Source organism: Paenibacillus sp. Dod16 (assembly GCF_049893405.1).
In the GTDB taxonomy this organism is placed as follows: Bacteria; Bacillota; Bacilli; order Paenibacillales; family Paenibacillaceae; genus Paenibacillus_AQ.
The window spans coordinates 279,114-297,729 of sequence record NZ_JBNDYG010000005.1; the positions used below are offsets into that span (position 1 = coordinate 279,114).

At 49.5% G+C, this 18,616-nt stretch carries 16 protein-coding genes; 2 read left to right on the plus strand and 14 right to left on the minus strand.

Features of this window, described 5'->3' with window-relative positions; all coding sequences use genetic code 11:
- Positions 1 to 22: 22 nt before the first annotated feature.
- From ACPV3A_RS06135 to adhE, 6 genes are all read right to left on the minus strand, one after another.
- Positions 23 to 850, minus strand: coding sequence for a carbohydrate ABC transporter permease (locus ACPV3A_RS06135; protein WP_071223823.1), 828 nt, complete (start codon positions 848 to 850; stop codon positions 23 to 25).
- Positions 850 to 1,734, minus strand: coding sequence for a carbohydrate ABC transporter permease (locus tag ACPV3A_RS06140; protein ID WP_194541849.1), 885 nt, complete (start codon positions 1,732 to 1,734; stop codon positions 850 to 852). The genes ACPV3A_RS06135 and ACPV3A_RS06140 overlap by 1 nt, the downstream gene beginning before the upstream one ends.
- A 91-nt stretch (positions 1,735 to 1,825) precedes the next feature.
- The gene (locus tag ACPV3A_RS06145) at positions 1,826 to 3,184 is read right to left on the minus strand and encodes an ABC transporter substrate-binding protein (protein WP_194541848.1); all 1,359 of its coding nucleotides are present in this window, start codon (positions 3,182 to 3,184) and stop codon (positions 1,826 to 1,828) included.
- A gap of 209 nt (positions 3,185 to 3,393) precedes the next feature.
- Positions 3,394 to 4,134 carry a pyruvate formate-lyase-activating protein gene (gene pflA / locus ACPV3A_RS06150; protein ID WP_194541847.1) on the minus strand — a complete coding sequence of 247 codons (741 nt, stop codon included), beginning with the start codon at positions 4,132 to 4,134 and terminating at the stop codon, positions 3,394 to 3,396.
- Between the two features lie 43 nt (positions 4,135 to 4,177).
- The gene (pflB, locus tag ACPV3A_RS06155; RefSeq protein WP_339222980.1) at positions 4,178 to 6,424 is read right to left on the minus strand and encodes a formate C-acetyltransferase; all 2,247 of its coding nucleotides are present in this window, start codon (positions 6,422 to 6,424) and stop codon (positions 4,178 to 4,180) included.
- Between the two features lie 318 nt (positions 6,425 to 6,742).
- Positions 6,743 to 9,352: a bifunctional acetaldehyde-CoA/alcohol dehydrogenase gene (gene adhE / locus ACPV3A_RS06160; RefSeq protein WP_426198449.1), complete on the minus strand. Its 2,610-nt coding sequence runs from the start codon at positions 9,350 to 9,352 to the stop codon at positions 6,743 to 6,745.
- Positions 9,353 to 9,623: 271 nt separating this feature from the next.
- Between adhE and ACPV3A_RS06165 the strand changes: the two genes are divergently transcribed.
- Both ACPV3A_RS06165 and ACPV3A_RS06170 read left to right on the plus strand, forming a co-directional pair.
- On the plus strand, positions 9,624 to 10,349 hold the full coding sequence (locus ACPV3A_RS06165) for a Crp/Fnr family transcriptional regulator (RefSeq protein WP_113057034.1): 726 nt from the start codon (positions 9,624 to 9,626) through the stop codon (positions 10,347 to 10,349).
- Between the two features lie 84 nt (positions 10,350 to 10,433).
- A complete protein-coding gene (locus ACPV3A_RS06170; RefSeq protein ID WP_071223816.1) occupies positions 10,434 to 10,592 on the plus strand; it encodes an asparagine synthase in 159 nt (52 codons plus the stop codon).
- Between the two features lie 219 nt (positions 10,593 to 10,811).
- On the opposite strand, the gene ACPV3A_RS06175 is transcribed toward ACPV3A_RS06170, so the two are convergent.
- The 8 genes from ACPV3A_RS06175 to ACPV3A_RS06210 all read right to left on the minus strand — a co-directional run bounded on the left by ACPV3A_RS06175 (position 10,812) and on the right by ACPV3A_RS06210 (position 18,591).
- On the minus strand, positions 10,812 to 11,609 hold the full coding sequence (locus ACPV3A_RS06175) for a formate/nitrite transporter family protein (RefSeq protein WP_426198450.1): 798 nt from the start codon (positions 11,607 to 11,609) through the stop codon (positions 10,812 to 10,814).
- A gap of 47 nt (positions 11,610 to 11,656) precedes the next feature.
- Positions 11,657 to 11,974, minus strand: a complete 318-nt coding sequence (gene nirD / locus ACPV3A_RS06180; protein WP_426198451.1) for a nitrite reductase small subunit NirD — start codon at positions 11,972 to 11,974, stop codon at positions 11,657 to 11,659.
- Between the two features lie 95 nt (positions 11,975 to 12,069).
- Positions 12,070 to 14,508 carry a nitrite reductase large subunit NirB gene (gene nirB, locus ACPV3A_RS06185; RefSeq protein ID WP_426198452.1) on the minus strand — a complete coding sequence of 813 codons (2,439 nt, stop codon included), beginning with the start codon at positions 14,506 to 14,508 and terminating at the stop codon, positions 12,070 to 12,072.
- A 179-nt stretch (positions 14,509 to 14,687) separates the two neighbouring features.
- On the minus strand, positions 14,688 to 15,362 hold the full coding sequence (locus tag ACPV3A_RS06190) for a hypothetical protein (RefSeq protein ID WP_194541844.1): 675 nt from the start codon (positions 15,360 to 15,362) through the stop codon (positions 14,688 to 14,690).
- Positions 15,363 to 15,545: 183 nt separating this feature from the next.
- Positions 15,546 to 15,866: a winged helix-turn-helix transcriptional regulator gene (locus tag ACPV3A_RS06195; RefSeq protein WP_071223811.1), complete on the minus strand. Its 321-nt coding sequence runs from the start codon at positions 15,864 to 15,866 to the stop codon at positions 15,546 to 15,548.
- A 197-nt stretch (positions 15,867 to 16,063) separates the two neighbouring features.
- Entirely contained in the window at positions 16,064 to 16,681 is a 618-nt protein-coding gene (locus ACPV3A_RS06200; protein WP_426198453.1) for a uracil-DNA glycosylase, read from the minus strand.
- A 173-nt stretch (positions 16,682 to 16,854) separates the two neighbouring features.
- On the minus strand, positions 16,855 to 17,577 hold the full coding sequence (locus ACPV3A_RS06205) for a ThuA domain-containing protein (protein ID WP_194541842.1): 723 nt from the start codon (positions 17,575 to 17,577) through the stop codon (positions 16,855 to 16,857).
- Positions 17,578 to 17,622: 45 nt separating this feature from the next.
- Positions 17,623 to 18,591 (minus strand): sugar phosphate isomerase/epimerase family protein, encoded by a 969-nt coding sequence (locus ACPV3A_RS06210; protein ID WP_194541841.1) that lies wholly within the window; start codon positions 18,589 to 18,591, stop codon positions 17,623 to 17,625.
- Between the last annotated feature and the right edge of the window lie 25 nt (positions 18,592 to 18,616).

The following is an 18,616-nucleotide window of genomic DNA, read 5'->3' on the forward strand; positions in this document are numbered from 1 at the left end:
ACGCATGCTCCTGCTCCTGGTATTACCCCTTGACGCTTCCTGCGGTAACGCCTTCAATGATCTTCTCTTGCAGCACGGCATAAATGATAAGGACCGGCAGCACGCTGAATACGATACCCGCGGACATCTGTGCGTAGTTCATATTGTAGGCGTCCCTGAATCCGACCATTCCGACAGGCAGCGTTCTCAGTTCATCATTCGATAGGAAATAGTTAGCAAGCAAGAATTCGTTCCAGTTACCCAGGAAGTTGATGATAAATACGGTAACGATGGCCGGTACGGTCAGAGGTAAGATAATTCTAGCAAACAACCCTCCGGACCTCAATCCATCAATAACCGCGGCTTCTTCGATTTCACCGGGCAGCGACCGCATGAAGGCAGCCAGTATAATAACCGAGAACGGGATGGCATTGGCAACATACGGCAGAATCAGGGCCATATGCGTGTTCAAAATATCCAACTGCCTCATCATGCCATATATCGGCAGCATGAGAGAGTTATTTGGAATCAGCATACCTATCAAAATACATTGAAAGACAATCGCGCTGATCCGGTTGTATCTCATCCGCGTCACGGCAAAAGCCAGCATCGCCGCAAATAGAATCGACAAGCAGGCTGACAGCACGCCGATGTATAAGCTGTTCCAGAAATACGTGCTAATTTTGGCGCTCACCCATGCGTTCACATAGTTATCAAATACCAACGTGCTTGGCAAACCAAATGGGTTCGTAGCAATGGACTGGTTATCCACCTTCACGGAAGAGAACAGGACGAACAGGAATGGATATAGTATGACGAGCAAGTAGGCCATCAGAAAAATGTGCGGGATCAGTTTCTTTATTGCTCTCATCAGTATTCAATCCTTTCGTTGCGTCTTGCGACCAGCACCTGGTAGAGCACCGTTACAATAATCGTAAAGAGGAAGATCAGCACGGCGATCGAATTGCCAAAGCCATGCTTGAAGCTCGTAATTGCATATCGAATCATATATGTCGCCATAACGTCGGTTGAGCCGGCCGGCCCACCCTTGGTCATAACCAGAATAATGTCCGCCGCTTTCATGGCTCCCGCGATCGACAGCATGATCACAACAGAGATAATTGGCATAATTAAGGGAAGCGTGATTTTGGTTGCTCTTTGGACGCCTGTCGCTCCATCGATTGCCGCAGCCTCATCAAGCTCCTTCGGTATGGATAAAATTGCGGCAAGCACCATCACGATGTAAAAGCCGGTCCATTGCCACGCGTTTGTGATCAGGATGGCAATCATGGCCCATTTGCGATCCGATAACCAATAGATGGGTTCAATGCCAACCAGCCCTAAAATCTCATTCATCAGACCAAAGTCCGGATTGTAAATGAATCCCCATAAAATGCCGATGACAGCCGTCGACATGATGGACGGCGCGAAAACCGCCGTTTTATAAAGCCCCTTCAAACGCTTCACGTTTGCGATTAACAGGGAAAAGATTATGATCGTCGGAACCTGGATCAAACAGGAAAAGAGAATGAAATAAACGTTGTTCCTGACAGCTTTCCAAAAAGCATCGTCATTCAAGGCTGTTACATAGTTATCGAACCCAATATACTTCACATCTTTGGAGATGCCGTTCCAGCTCGTAAAGCTGTTGTCAAATGCAGTAAAGATCGGGTATATGAAAAAAGCCAGAAACAGCAAGAATGCCGGCAGCACAAAAACGATGTAAATCAGAGGATTTCTCAGCGCTTTGTTCATGGTAACCTCCGTATTTATGTCTGATGTTGTTTAGGCGAAAGGGCACCCCCAAGTACCGCAGCGGGTGGTGCCCTTCCGTCTAGGATTGTAGTTATTCCTCTGAAGCATTGGCCGCTTCTTGCGCTGCCTGCACATTCTCGAGCATCTTCTCGGCATCAAGCTCGCCGCCGATGACTTGCTGAATTCCCATGCTCAGTGCGGTGTTCACGTCTGCTTGAACAAGTGCATCAAAGGCAGGGAAGGATTTGTTGATCTCACTTACGCCTTTGAAAATGTCTTGCATAAGCGGGTCGTCCGAAGTGGAGTTCATGGTGGCCAGATCCATCTTCATCGCCGGCAGTACACCGTCTTCTTTCAGTCCGCGAAGCTGCATTTCATCTGTCCACATATTTTTGATGAACTCTTTAACCGCCTGAAGTTTACGAGGATCTTCCGCAACCGCTGCCGAAAATCCATATCCGTTGTTTGCGTCCTGCATGACAATGACTGGGTCGCCTTCATTAACCGGAGGCAGGTTGAAGTATCCGACCTTGCCTACCATGTCACCCGCTTGAGCCGGATCTCTAAATACGGAGTTCGCCCACGATCCGTCCATCATCATGATGGCTTCGCCGGTAATCATTTGGTTTCTCATGTCCGCATATTCGAATCCGAGCTCGCCTTTTTTGAAGTACCCTTTCTCAACCCATTCTTGGTGCTTCTTCACACCTTCAACGACTTTCGGATCCGTCCATTTCGTTTCTCCGGTCTTGAAGCCGTAAGTAACCTCTGGCCCCGCGTAATAGCTCCACAAGTTATTCGTGGTCATGAGCGGAATCCAAGCATCCTTGGAGGATTGCGCGAACGGAATCTTGCCGTCGGCTTTGATGGTTTCGGCAATTTGCTCTAATTCAGCCAATGTTTTTGGAACGCTCAGCCCTTTTTGCGTGAAGTAGTCCTTGTTATAGAAAATACCTTCGATGGAACCGCCAATCGGCAATCCGTAGATCTTGCCATCATGTGTGAACGGGTCTAGCGTCGTAAATTTGTCTTTAATGCCCAGCTCATCCAAAATCGGAGTCAAATCGAGCATCAAGCCTTCTTTGGAATATACGCCTGCATCGGGGCTGCCGAACACATCGAACACTTCCGGCGGCTTACCGGCTGCCATCTCGCCTCTCAGCTTCTCTTTACGGTTCACTTCAGAGTCTACAGCGTCCAGCTTGATTTTCAGTCCGGGCACCGCCTCTTCGGTCTTACTGACCACATCGTTCAGCAATGCGAGACGGAACTTCTTGGATTCACCTACTTGCGTATGGCGGATGGTGATTTCAAACGGCTCATTGCTTACCGTTTCTTCCGAACCACCTGACGGCTTCTCTGCTGCCTTGTCACCGCCGCCGCACGCAGACAAAAGCGTGGATGAGACGAACAGAAGCGACATTAATAATGCCAGACCCTTTTTCTTCATTGTCTTGACCCTCCCGAAGTGTTTGTATATTTGATAGGCACTTTCCTTACATCTTCATTATAGAAAGCGATTGCATATTTCGATAGGTCGACATTTTTCTATCCAAGGGATAAAATCCTCTACAAAAAAACAATAACCCTTCCATTATTAGGAAAGGTTATTGTCATTAATCATAACATATTATGTTTAGTATTATGCAGCTGAAATCATTACTGGACAGTCTCTATATTCTCGGGTATTTCGCCAATCAACCGGTAAGCGCGTGCCACTTCCTCTTCGGATGGTGAAGGAACGCCCTCTAATGGATAAGCCATGCCGAGTTCCTTCCATTTATACACGCCCATCTGATGATATGGCAAAATTTCGAATTTCTCGACGCCGTGCAGCGTCCGAATAAATTGACCTAACTCAATCAAGTCTTCTTCGCTATCATGGATGCCCGGCACATATACGTGCCGGACCCACATGTTCCGACCATGTTCGGACAGCCAGCGGGCGGTCTTCAACGTCCGTTCATTGGACTTCCCGGTGAGCTTGATATGTTTCTCGTCGTTGATATGCTTCAGATCCAGCAGCACCAAGTCGGTATGCTCCAGCAATTCCGATATTTTCTCCGGTTCATTATAGCCGTTGCTGTCCAGCGTCGTATGCAAATTCCAGCGTCGCTTCACTTCCTTGAACAGCTCCGTGACAAAAGGATACTGCAATGTCGGCTCACCGCCGGAGACCGTTAACCCGCCGCCCGATGAACGGTAGTAGCTCAGATAAGGCTCAATCTCTGCCAATACGTCATCTACCGTCATCTCGCGTCCTTCATGCAGTCCCCAGGTATCCGGATTATGGCAGTATTGACACTTCAAGAGGCAGCCCTGCATGAAGAGCACAAAGCGGATACCCGGACCGTCCACCGTTCCGAACGTTTCTATGGAGTGTACATGACCTTTTAGCATGGTGCGTCATCCTTTCCGTATCCGCTATGGTAGTCTTCCATCCTTACATCGATCCGTGGAACGTACGGTTGATAACGTCAAGCTGCTGTTCGCGCGTCAGTTTGACGAAGTTGACCGCATAACCGGATACCCGGATCGTCAACTGCGGATAATTCTCCGGATGCTCCATCGCATCCATCAGCTGCTCCCGGTCAAATACGTTGACGTTCAGATGGTGCGCTTTGCTGCCAAAGTAACCGTCCAGCATCGCAACCAGGTTGTTCACACGGATATCACTTTCCTTGCCAAGAGCTTTCGGTACGATCGAGAACGTATTCGAGATGCCGTCGAGACTGTCCTCGTATGGCAGCTTGGCCACGGAGGTCAGCGAAGCGAGAGCTCCCTTCTTATCGCGTCCGTGCATTGGATTCGCGCCCGGCGCAAACGGCTCGCCTGCCTTACGTCCATCCGGCGTGGTTCCTGTCTTCTTGCCGTATACAACGTTCGACGTAATCGTGAGCACCGATTGCGTTGGCATGGCATCACGGTATGCCTTGTGCTTGCGAATCATGCTCATGAAGGCCTCGACCAGCTCAACAGCGATGCTATCCACGCGATCATCATTATTGCCATAGCAAGGGAACTCGCCCTCGATTTCAAAATCCACCGCAATCCCTTGCTCGTTGCGTACCGGCTTCACCTTCGCATATTTAATCGCGCTCAGTGAATCCGCTGCTACGGACAGGCCTGCAATGCCGCATGCCATCGTGCGCAGGATATCCCGGTCGTGAAGCGCCATCTCGATCCGTTCATAGCTGTATTTGTCATGCATGTAATGGATCACATTGAGCGTATTCATGTAGAGCTTCGCAAGCCATTCCATCATCGGCTTGAACCGCTTCATGACTTCATCATAACTCAGAACTTCCGCGGTAATGGCCGGATATTCCGGTCCAACCTGGGCGCCGGATTTCTCATCTCTACCGCCGTTAATCGCATAGAGCAGCGCTTTGGCGAGGTTTGCTCTGGCTCCGAAGAATTGCATCTGCTTTCCGATGCGCATTGCAGATACGCAGCAGGCGATGCCGTAATCGTCTCCGTAGATCGGGCGCATAAGATCATCGTTCTCGTATTGAATCGAGCTGGTTTCGATCGAAACTTTCGAACAATATTTTTTGAAGGCTTCCGGCAGCTTCTCCGACCATAGCACCGTCAAGTTCGGTTCCGGAGCAGGTCCCAAATTGTACAGGGTGTGCAGGAAACGAAAGCTGTTCTTGGTCACTCTCGTCTCACCGTTTACCGACATGCCCCCAATGGATTCCGTCACCCACGTCGGATCCCCGCTGAACAGCTCGTTATAATCCGGTGTACGCAGGAATTTCACGATCCGAAGTTTCATTACGAAATGGTCGACCAGTTCCTGGGCTGTTTCTTCCGTCAGCTTGCCTTCAGCCAGATCCCGTTGAATATAAATATCAAGGAAAGAGGATACCCGGCCAAGAGACATCGCAGCGCCATTCTGCTCCTTGATAGCGGCCAAGTAACCGAAATACAGCCACTGGAATGCTTCCTTCGCCGTATTCGCAGGTTTGGAAATGTCATAACCATGCATAGCCGCCATTTCCTTCAGTTCCTTGAGCGCCCGCATTTGTTCAGACAATTCTTCCCGCAAACGGATGACCGGCTCATCCATCGCATCCACTTCAAGCTCGGCGAGTTCTCTCAATTTGTCCTGGATCAGCGCGTCCACGCCGTATAACGATACTCTGCGATAGTCACCGATGATACGTCCACGGCCGTACGCATCGGGAAGACCCGTAATAATCCCGGCCTTGCGCGCTGCTCTCATCTCAGGAGTATAGGCATCAAACACACCTTGGTTATGCGTTTTGCGTATGCCGTTAAAGATGTCCACAACCGCCTGCGGCATTTCAAAGCCGTATGCGTTGCACGCATCAATCATCATCCGGATTCCGCCGAAAGGTTGGATGGAGCGTTTGAACGGCTCGTCGGTCTGAACGCCGACAATCTGTTCCTTATCCTTATCCAAATAGCCGGGTTGATGGGAGGTGATGGTTGATGGTGTATGGACATCCACATCCAGAACCCCGCCATTCTCCCTTTCCTTCTTGGTTAAATCCGATACGATATCCCACAGCGCTTTGGTGTTATCCGTGGGTCCAGCCAAAAATTCATCAGAGCCATAATAGGGAGTAATGTTCTCTGCAATAAAATCATTAACGTCAATCCGCTTGGTCCATTTACCTGATTTAAAACCTTTCCAGCCTGCTTCTTTTTCAATCACCGACATATTGAATCCCTCCTAGATTTGCTGGGGCTTGCAAGGACAGGCGGGGCCACACCTTGATCTATCTCAGATCTTTAATGTGATTATTTTCACGATCAATGGTGCCACTACCCCGCCTTGTGCCTTCAAGCTTCTATATCAAAGATCTGAGATTCAGCTTCCTTCTACATCTTTATTGTAGTCCTGTTGATCTCCTGTATCTGTGATAATAATCACAAACTTATCTTTTCCCGTGACTTTTATCACTCTGAGTCTAGTTTTGCATGCCTTACCTCAAAATCTTCATGGATCTTCACGATCAGCGTTTAGAGTCTATCTTGTCTAGAACCGGCCGTAAAATGCGTTGCGGTAAACTTCTGCGAGCTCCGTTACCAGCGGCAGCTTCGGATTGCTCGTTGTACACTGGTCTTCAAAAGCCCGGTCCGCCAAATGCTCAACATTTTTCTCGAAATCTTTAGGGTCGATGCCAATCTGCTGGAACGATTCCTCGATCCCGAGCTTGCTGTTCAGCTCCCGGATTGCGCCAATCAGACTGTTTACGCCCTCTTCCGTCGTTCTTGCCGGCAGTCCGAGAATCCGCGCGATTTCAGCATATCTCTCATCAGCCACAAAGTGGGTGTATTTAGGCCATGCAGCGAATTTCGTTGGCTTCTTCGCGTTGTAACGGATGACGTGAGGCATCAGGATCGCATTGGTGCGTCCGTGTGCCGTATGATACTGTCCGCCCCACTTATGCGCAAGACTGTGGTTGATGCCAAGGAACGCATTCGCAAAAGCCATGCCGGCAAGCGTCGAAGCATTATGCATTTTTTCGCGGGCAAGTTTGTCGCCGGTAAGCGCCGACTGCTCAAGATACTGGAACACCAGCTGTATGGCCTTGATGGCAAGCCCATCCGTATAATCGCTGGCCATCACCGATACGTAGGCTTCAATTGCATGTGTCAGAACATCCATGCCGGTATCGGCTACCGCCGTTTTAGGCAGCGTGTAAACGAATTCCGGATCGATAATCGCCACATCCGGTGTCAGTTCATAATCAGCCAGCGGGTACTTGGTATTCCCCAGCCCTTTGTCCGTGATGACGGCAAACGAAGTTACTTCCGAGCCCGTTCCCGACGTTGTTGGAATGGCAACGAACTTCGCTTTCCGTCCTAGCTTCGGATATTTATAGACCCGCTTGCGGATATCCATGAATTTTTGCTTCAGATTGTTAAAATCCGTATCCGGATATTCATAGAACAGCCACATGGCTTTCGCTGCATCCATTGGCGATCCGCCGCCGAGGGCGATGATGCAGTCCGGCTGGAATCTTGCAAGCATTTCCGTTCCGCGTTCTACGGTCGTTGTCGAAGGATCCGGCTCAACCTCCGAGAAGACTTCGATGGCTACCGGCACTCTGCGCTGACGCAGATAGTGCTCTACCCGCTCCACATAACCCAGCTTCACCATCATGGGGTCGGTAACGATAGCGACACGGGTGATTTCCGGCATTTTCGCAAGATACTGCGTCGAACCTTTTTCAAAGTAAATTTTGTCCGGCACTTTAAACCACTGCATATTCACGGTTCTGCGGTTCACCCTTTTCACGTTGATTAAATTGACGGCCGTCACGTTCGACGAAGTGGAATTACGTCCATACGAACCGCAGCCCAGCGTCAGCGATGGCAGATTCGTGTTGTAGATATCGCCGATACCGCCTTGCGAAGATGGCTGATTCACCAGGATACGGCAGGTTTTCATCCGATCCGAGAATTTCATGATGATGTCCTCATTGTGCGAATGGATTACCGACGAGTGGCCCATGCCGCCAAAAGCAACCATCTCTTCAGCGCGCGTGATGCCCTCTTCCGCATCTTTCACTTTATAGCAGGCCAGCACCGGGCTAAGCTTCTCGGCAGACAACGGATAGGCAGGTCCGACTCCCTCCAGCTCGGCGACCAGGATCTTGGTGCTTTCAGGTACCTCGAATCCGCAAGCCTCGGCTATCTTAGCTGCCGGCTGTCCGACGATAGTAGGATTTACCGCACATTTATCCGATATCATCGCATGCGCAGTCAGTTTCGCCAGCTCTTCCTTGTTGACAAAATAACAGCCGCTGGCAATCATTTTTTTCTTCACTGTATGATATATAGGCTCCTCGATAATGACAGCCTGCTCGGAAGCGCAGATCATGCCGTTATCAAAGGTTTTGGACAAAATCAAATCGTTCACCGCCTGATCCAGATCCGCGCTCTTCTCTATAAAGCAAGGCACGTTTCCTGGTCCTACGCCCAGGGCAGGCTTGCCGCAGCTGTATGCCGCTTTGACCATCGCCGAACCGCCTGTAGCCAGAATGCAGGCAACGTCAGGATGATTCATCAGTGCATTGGTTTTATCCATGGAAGGTGCTTCGATCCACTGGATGCAGTCGGCAGGAGCACCTTGCTTCACGGCGGCATCCCGCAGTATCCGTGCAGCTTCCCGGCTGCAGGCCTGCGCGGATGGATGGAATCCGAAGATGATCGGGTTTCTTGTTTTAATGGAGATCAGTGCCTTGAATATCGTCGTGGAGGTCGGATTGGTTACCGGTGTTATCCCCATGATAATCCCGATCGGTTCTGCTATTTTTTGAAAGCTGTCATAGGCGTTGTCTTCAATGATACCTACGGTTTTGTCGTATTTAATGCTGTTGTGGATATACTCCGTGGCAAACAGGTTTTTGATGATCTTGTCTTCGTACACGCCGCGTCCCGTTTCCTCAACCGCCATTTTCGCCAGCTGCATGTGCTTCTCAAGGCCTGCCATGGCCATGGCCTGTACAATCCCGTCGACTTGCTCCTGATTCAATTCCATAAACTTTTCTTTGGCCCGATTCGCCTTGTCAATCAGCCCCTGAATGTACTCCGACGCTGTTTGTCCTTTTACTTCCACCGTTCCTTTGCTCACAGCCATATCTCTCATCCTCCCATGATTCATGTTTCTTTCTACGCTTTGATCGTAACACAGCTGTTTCTAATTTCATGTGAATTATTTCACAATATAAGTATTTATCTTTTCTGTGTGATTTACACCTGTCTTCCCCTCCTTTCAAGTGAAAGAGATCACAAAGTTTGAAAATTCGCCACGATTTCCCTCTTAATCTCCCCCAAAAGTGAATGTTTTCACGTTATAATGTATTTAAAGATTAAACAGATCAAATTTTAGGATGTTAGGGGATACCAACATGAATACTGTAGACCATGTAATGGAAATCGAAAACTTAGGGAACACGCAGTGCTTCTCGGAGCAAAACCGCAACCGTCTGCTGGTCAGCATGAAGGAAAGGGTACTCCCTGAAGGATCCCATTTGTTCTGGGAAGGCGATTTCGCCGACAAGCTGTACTACGTTAAACAAGGAAGAATCAAATTAACCAAATCGACCGATGAAGGCAAAGAGTTGATTCTATATATGTACCATCCGGGAGACATGGTCGGGCAAGCCGATCCATTCTTCAGCAACAATCACAGTTTCTCGGCAGAGGTGCTTGAGGATAGCGTTGTCGGTGTCATCGAGCACAAGGATCTGGAGCTGCTGATCTGTCAGCACTGCGACTTCGCCATTGATTTTATGAAGTGGATGGGCATTCACCACCGCATCACCCAGACCAAATTCCGGGATCTCATGATGTACGGCAAGCCCGGCGCTTTAACATCGACACTCATCCGGCTGAGCAATACCTACGGGCAGCATCAAGCGGATGATACTATTCTCATCAACAAGAAGATTACCCACACCGATCTCTCGAACATGATTGGGGCAACCCGCGAAAGCGTGAACCGGATGCTGAGCGACCTGCGCAAAAAAGATGCTATCGAATATGCCGGCGGGATGATTGTCATTAAAGATCTTCCGATGCTGCAGGAAATCTGCCATTGCGAGCTGTGCCCGAACGAAATCTGCCGGATTTAATCGGCCTCCCTTCTGTGCATAATACACAGTCATCTGCTTACAATAACCTTGTCTTTCCAAACCAAAATAAAGGGAGTGCTCAGCATGCGTGAAGGTTTGATTCCTGCTGTTCTTGGAACTGTGGTTTCTGCTTCGGGTGCCGCTCTGCTTGGCAGCAAGTATAAACTTGCCGCAACCGGTATTCTCGGCTTCGGACTGGCTCATATTGTGCTTGGTGCGATTGACCTGGTGGAACATCGGTAAGGATTGGAAGACAAGATTCACATAGCTGTCCTATTCAGTCATTGAACTGAAGGGACGGCTTTTTATGTATGTGCCCGACGGGATCCCTCTTTTTTTGTTAGGAGACGTTCCGTGCAGGTCCCTCACTTTAATTAGACAAATGAAAGAAGCGGTCAACTGTTTGGTCGACCGCTTCTTTTCGGCTGTATATTATGAGCAGCCCCTTTTCTATGATGCCTACTATGCAACCTTCTTTTGCTTGCTCCCTTTTCCCGACGAGATAAACCAATACGTCATCCCCACAAACAATCCTCCGCCAAGAATGTTCCCCAGCGTGACCGGCACCATGTTGCTGATCCATCCGCCGATGGAAATGGCCTCGGGATGCCCCGGCAAAATCGTCGCGAGCGTCAGAAGTGTCATATTGGCTACGCTATGCTCGTACCCTGTCGCAATGAAAGCAAACAGACACCACCATATTAAGATCAGCTTGGTCGTTTCTCCTTTGGCCCGAATCCCCATCCACAAGGCCAGACAGACAAGCCAGTTACACAAGATGCCTCGGAAGAACAGCTCCATAAACGGATCATTCATTTTCTTGGCGGCAGCCGTGAAGATGAGATGGTCCTGCGGCAGGCCTTTGAACAGGCCGGAAGCATACACCAGATAGCTGAGCAGAATCGCTCCGGCCAGATTGCCGATAAACACGAGCACCCAGTTCTTCAGCGTATCCCCCATTGTCGTTCGACCGGATAATGTGCTTATCGTAAAAAACATATGATTCCCGGTAAACAGCTCTGATCCTGCGAACACCACCAACGTGAGCGCGATCCCGAATGCAGCTCCCATGACGAGGGATTGGAAGGGCGAACCGGCAGCTGCGAGCGGCGCCCCCAACTTAAAGATCAATACAATTCCAATGCCGACATACGCGCCGGCCAGCATAGCCGATACCATATAGCGCAGCAGGTTACTATTCATCTGCTCCTTTTTCCCGACGGCGGCATTAACAACGGCTTCCACATCCGTTTTAAACATGGGATACCACCCCTTGATTTCGTCTGTTTAATATGCGAGATCTGGCCTTAAACACCCATCTCAACCTTCCCGTCCACGGCGCGAATCGGGTATACACGAACCTGGCCTTGATCCGGAGCCTGTACGAGTCCGGTTGAAAGCTCGATCTTCCAATCGTATAACGGATCGTAGATGTAGTGCCCGGATACGATGGCTTCCGAGAGCGGCCCTCCTTTGGGATGCGGGCTTTGATTGTCCAGCGCAAACCATTGATGATCCGAAGTCCGGAAGATGGCAATCTCCCGGTCTCCGAGATGGACCACCCTTCCGAGCTGTGACAGAAAATCATTTTCATTTCCTACCGTAATAAATCTTTCGGTTTCCATAACATGCAGCCTCCACTTCTCTTGTCTATTCCCATCCATACTGCTACAAACTCTCTGTGCTCAGGCGGCAAGAGGGGAGCAGGTTCCTCCCTCTTCTATTTGCTGATCACTGGTCTTGCATCCACGAATAACGTATTACGCAGCTTCTCGTCGTTCAGCACTTTCTTCCAAGGATCCTCAACTTGCTGCAGGGCAAGCTCGATTCTCTCCACCAGTTCCTTACGCTGCTTCGGATCGTCCAGGATAACGGCTCGGATTTGTTCCAGTCCCAAGCGTTCTACCCACTCCGATGTTCTCTCCAGGTACTTACCGGTTTCACGGTAATACTGCATCAGGGCTCCGCAGATTTCGACCAGCTCTTCATCCGTTTTCACTTTGCAGAACGAATCCGCCAGACGTGCCTTCGTGCCGCCGTTGCCTCCAACGAATATTTCCCATCCACCGTCATTGCCAACGATCCCGATATCTTTCGTGCACGACTCGGCACAGTTTCGCGGACATCCGTTGACCGCCATTTTAAATTTTGCCGGAAAATCCAGTCTTTCGAATTTCTCCTCGAGGAATGCTCCCATGCCCATCGAATCCTGCGTACCGAAACGGCAGAACTGGGATCCTACACAGGTCTTCACGGTCCGAAGCGATTTGGCATATGCATAACCCGACGGCATATCGAGCTCTTCCCAGACGCTCGGTAAGTCTTCCTTCTTAACACCGATGAGGTCCAGACGCTGTCCGCCGGTAACCTTGACAACCTTCACATTATATTTAAGCGATACATCCGCGATTTTCTTCAAATCCTCCGGCGTGGTAACGCCGCCGTACATTCTTGGGACTACCGTATACGTGCCGTCTTTCTGAATGTTGGCGTTCATCCGTTCGTTGACAAAACGGGATTCCCTCTCCTCCTGATGGGTTTCCGGGTTCAGCATGGCCAGATAATAATGGATGGCCGGGCGGCATTTCGAGCAGCCTTCCGGGTTGCTGAAGTTCAGAACATGCATGACTTCCTTCGTCGTGGTAAGTCCCTTCGCACGGATTTCCGCGACGATTTCATCCCGATCGAGTGTCGTGCATGGGCATATGCCTTGTTTGCCTGCGGCCTTAAAGCCATCGCCCAATACGCTCTGGAGTATTTGCTCCACGACAGGTTTGCAGCCGCCGCACGAGCGGGTAGCACCTGTGCAAGCTTTGATCTCATCCACTGTCGTATGACCTTGGAGAGTAATGGCATCCACGATGGCTTTTTTGGTTACGCCGTTGCATCCGCATACGATCTCATCGTCGGGCATCTTCTCCAGCGAAAATGCCTTGCCGCCTCCTGTCCCTGCACGATCCGTGCCCATGATCGAATCGTAAATCTCATCCGTCATGGCTGTCTTTTTCCGAATCATGGATTGAAGGCTTGCCGAATCGCTCACATCTCCGAACAATATCGCCCCGACAATGATATTGTCGCGGATTAATATTTTCTTATAAGTCTTGCGCCAATCATCTTTCGCGGTGATCACCGCGTGTTCGGCTTGCTCCATGAACTCTCCGGCAGAGAATACATCAACACCGCTGATTTTCAGCTTCGTCGATACAATGCTTCCCTCGTAAGGCTGGCCTTCCACGCCGCACAGATGCTTCGCCAGCACCTGTCCCTGTTCGAACAACGGCGCAACCAGGCCGTAGCATGCGCCCCGATGCTCGCAGCATTCGCCAACCGCGTACACATCCGGCCAGGAAGTTTGAAGATAATCATTAACTACGATTCCCCGGTTTACTTCGATTCCACTCGCTTGGGCGATTCCCGTGTTCGTTCTGATGCCCACTGCCATGACCACCAGGTCGGCTTCAAGCTCATCCCCATCCTTGAACCGGAGTCCCGTGACTCTGGTATCTCCCAATATTTCGGTTGTTTGTTTGCCTAGTAAGAAGTTGATACCCTGCTGTTCAAGCTCCCTTTTCAGCATGCCGGATGCCATCGAATCCAATTGGCTCTCCATCAAATCCTGCATGAGATGAACCACCGTCACCTCCATGCCGAGGCTGACCAATCCCTTGGCAGCTTCCAGACCCAGAAGCCCCCCGCCGATGACTGCCGCTTTCTTGTAGGCCTTAGCGGCCTCCAGCATCTGGGTGCAATCGGCTATGTTACGGAAACCGATAACGCCTTCTTTGTCACTACCCGGTACGGGTAAAATAAAAGGCTTCGAGCCCGTTGCTATCATTACTTTGTCATAAGGCACCGTCAATCCGTTGTCGGCTGTCACGACCTTGCGCTCTCCATCAATGGCTGTTACGGTGACACCCGTATGCAAAGTGATATGGTTATCCTCGTACCATTTCCAATCATTCAATACAATGTCATCCAAGGTTTTGCTGCCTTCCAACACATACGACAGCATAATGCGGTTATAATTCGGATGAGGCTCCTGTCCAATGACGGTGATGTCAAAATTCCCACCCAGTTTAATGATTTGCTCGACCGTGCTAATCCCGGCAATACCGTTGCCAATGACAACTAACTTTTCTCTCTTTATATTGGACATAAGTTTGATTCCTCCCCAACACGTTTATCTAGATCGTGGTATTCCGTTCCTTTCACATAAATTATATCGTCTGACGGCATTATTTATTGTGATATATTTCACATAAATCGTTAAAATTTTAAACAAAAATACCAAATAACCCTGTCCGCGTCGGAACAAGGTTATGATGAGAACACCCTCTATATAATATCGGCTTCCATATAGGCTCGTTCGCCGCTTGGCACTTTTAAATAAGGGCGAATACCCGCAAACCCCTTCGCATCCAGATTTACCCCGGTCATCCAGTTCCCCTCTAATAAGCCGCCATCCGATTGCATAGTGACGGCAGGCGCCTGAATATGCTCCTGATACAGAACGATGCCGGCCTGTATGGTCTTAAAGGCTTTTCCCTGCTCCACCAACGGTACGGCGCTGATATACGTAGGCACAAAGTAATTCGCAATCACATCCAGCTCTTCCCCGTCAAAAAACGGCTCGCTGCCAAGGAAGGGATGCATCATCACGATTTTCTCATAGAGTGACCAGATGATCATCTGCAGAAATCTTCCCGTTCGTCCCCTATTCTGCCCGGTAGCATGAAATCGATCGGTTTCATAACCAATGAACTTCCATCCGCCGGGGGCTTTGACCCATTTCTGAAACATGACTGAAGCACTGGTACCGTTTTGGTTAACGTTTTCTGCAGGTTCCGGGCTTGTTCCAGAAGCAGCTAACCACAGGGAGTCCGGCACATACTGGCTCAGCATCCGCTTGGTTTTCTCAAAAATATGAAGCACTTTTAATGAAGCGTTTTCAAGTTCTGAGATGTCCTCTTGTCCATAATGGAAACGGGAGATATACGTTCGCTTGGTCATGGGCTCGCCTCCTTGATATGCCGCTCTCGTTATTTACATCATATAGCGGCTGCGTCCGCTTGGTGCATGTCCACATATTCTTGCCGTAAATAAACAGGAACCATACTTCCGTTTAGAAAAAAAACCCTGAAATGAGGATATCTCATGCCAGGGTTTAATCATCAAGGGGAGTCTTAAGATGACTCATCTTTCGACCCATTGTTCTGCCCAGGATGCAATTTGCTCCATCACCGGACGAAGTGCTTTGCCTTTTTCAGTCAGTTCATATTCAATACGTACCGGTGTTTCCGGATAGACATGACGAATCAGTATCCCTTCACATTCCAAATCCTTCATCCGCTCGGAGAGCATTTTATCGCTCATGGACGGAATCAAATTCGAAATATCCTTAAAGCGCTTAGGCCCGCTCATCAACGTTTGAATAATCAAACCGTTCCACCGTTTGCCCAGAAAAGAAAATGCAGATTCAAAACGGGGACACATCGTAACATTTGTAACTTCCATATCCCTTCACCTCTTTACGAAGTCACCTTGTTTATAGAAACTCATAAGCTTAATCAAAAAACTAGAAAACTTACGAATTGTAAGTATGTTTCATTTTAGCACATTTCCGAGAAACTGAAAACCACCTAGCCCCTTTTTCCCATAAAATCAGCTTTTATCCCATAAAATACGAGCCAAAATATCCAAATCATTCTGGATCAATGTGGACAATTTCCTATTATACAGTACGGCCGCTGGATGGAACAGAGGGAATATCTATAGGTTTCCTCCGAAAACATATAGCCTGCACTTGGATTCTCCGGATCTGCTGCTTGCTGGACCGGGCCCTCCATCAGTTTGCCGTGCAGCGATGTCACCGTTTCATGGCTTCCGATTAACCGGTGCAGTGCCGTATTTCCCATGGGTGCGATAATGTGCGGGCGAACCCATCGGATCTCTTCATCAAGCAAAGGTGCATGGGCCCATATTTCCGCCTTCGTCGGCGTGCGATTAGAACGGCTGATGACGCTCTCGCCCGTGGATCTCACGATTAGCTTTTCCTTATAGGGCCTGCTTCTCATGGCACTGGTAATATACACTTGCTCCCGGGTCAGGGACAGACGTTCCAGGTAGGCATTCATCTCTTGCCCGGCCTGCCCTACAAAAGGTAAACCTTCCAGAACTTCATGGGCGCCGGGTGCTTCCCCAATAAACATAATCTTGGCGAAGCGGACTCCTCTCCCCAGCAGGAAGCCCTCTACGGGTTGATGGACAAGCTTGGCCTGGCATATGGCGATGATTGCGGGATCTACAGGTGCGCTTTGTACTTCATTCATGTGTACAGCCCCCCTTCTTGTATATCATACAATACCCCATACTTAGGTATATTCTATCCCTAGCCGGCAAAAACATTTCGGTGAACATTCACCGCCAACGATAAAACGAGCCGCTCAAGGGCTCCCCCTGAACGACTCGTTAACGCATGACTTCTTAATAAACGCTCGTAAACTTAGACTAAAACGGGAAGCGCGCGAACCGGCTGACTGTTGCCAAAGGTTTGCTTGCCTGCCGTGGAATAAGCCCAGTTAATCGCATTGGTGATCACTTTCAGCACTTCGGGGTTGTAGTAGGTTGGATAGGTCTCATGCCCCGGACGGAAATAGAAAATGTTCCCATGACCACGCTTGAACGTGCAACCGCTGCGGAATACTTCGCCGCCTTCGAAATTGCTGACAAATACCAGCTCGTCTGGGGCTGGAATATCGAAGAACTCGCCGTACATTTCCTCGTGCTCGATGATGATCGGGCCTGTAATTCCTGCCGCAATCGGATGTGTCGGATTTACACTCCAAATAATTTCCTGTTCTCCTGCTTCGCGCCACTTCAAATCACAGCTCGTGCCCATCAAAGCTTTGAACGGCTTGGAAAAATGTCCGGAATGAAGAACGATCAGACCCATGCCATCCTGCACGCGTTTTACGACCTTGCTTACGATTTCATCACTTACCTGGTCATGAGCCATATGCCCCCACCACAACAGCACATCGGTTGAATCCAGTACATCGTCCGTCAATCCATGCTCCGGCTGATCGAGCGTTGCCGTTCTGATAACGAAATCCGGATTTTGCAGACCCTCCGCCAAAGCTGTGTGAATCCCTGCTGGATAAACGTTCCGAACCTCATCATGGATTTTCTCGTGTACGAATTCATTCCAAATGGTTACGTTAAGCATCTTGCTGTTCCCCCTAATTGCTTATTCGGTTGTTACTCTAAGCTGTTAGACCCACCACATTTCTCCGAGCGGCTCTTCGATCAGCACTTGCTGAAGATTTTGCACCGCTTTGGAGAAGCCTTCTTCAATCGACATCAATCCATCTTCATGTTCAATGCTTACGACATAATCATATCCAACCAGACGAAGGGCACTCATCATATCCGCCCATTCCTTCACGTCATGCCCATAGCCTACGCTGCGGAACTGCCAAGCGCGATCCAGCATATTGGCATAAGACTGCATATCGGTCAGACCGTGCTTGTTCACGTTGATCGGGTCAATGCTTGTATCCTTCGCGTGGAAGTGGTGGATTGCCCCTTCGCGGCCCAAAATTTGAATCGCTTGAACAGGGTCGATCCCTTGCCACCACATATGACTCGGATCCAGGTTGGCACCGATCACTTCGCCTGCGGCTTCACGTAAACGGAGCAGCGTGCCAGGCGTATGAACGGAGAAGCCGCCGTGCAATTCCAAACCAATCTTCACATTGCGGTCTGCAGCAAATTTACCCCATTCGGTCCAGTAAGGAATGACCTTGTTATCCCACTGCCAGGTCAGAATCTCTTGGTAGTCGTTAGGCCAAGGCGCAACCGGCCAGTTCGGGTATTTGGCATCCTCATGGTCGCCTGGGCAGCCGGAGAATGTGTTAACAACAGGTACTTCAAGCTTCTCGGCAAGCTCTACCGTTTTTACGTATGTGTCATGGAACTCTTTTGCGATCGCTTTTTGCGGATGAAGCGGGTTGCCATGGCAGCTCAGTGCGCTAATGATCAACCCACGGGATTCCACCGCATTTTTGAAGTTTTTCAGCGCAGTTTCATTCTCCAGCAGCTCGACCGGGTTGCAATGTGCATTCCCAGGATAACCGCCTGTTCCGATCTCAACCGCTTTAAGACCCTTGGATGCCACATAGTCCAATGCATCCTCCAATTTACGTCCGCTCAACAATACCATAAATACGCCTAATTTCATTGTATACCTCCTGGTTTACCTTAAT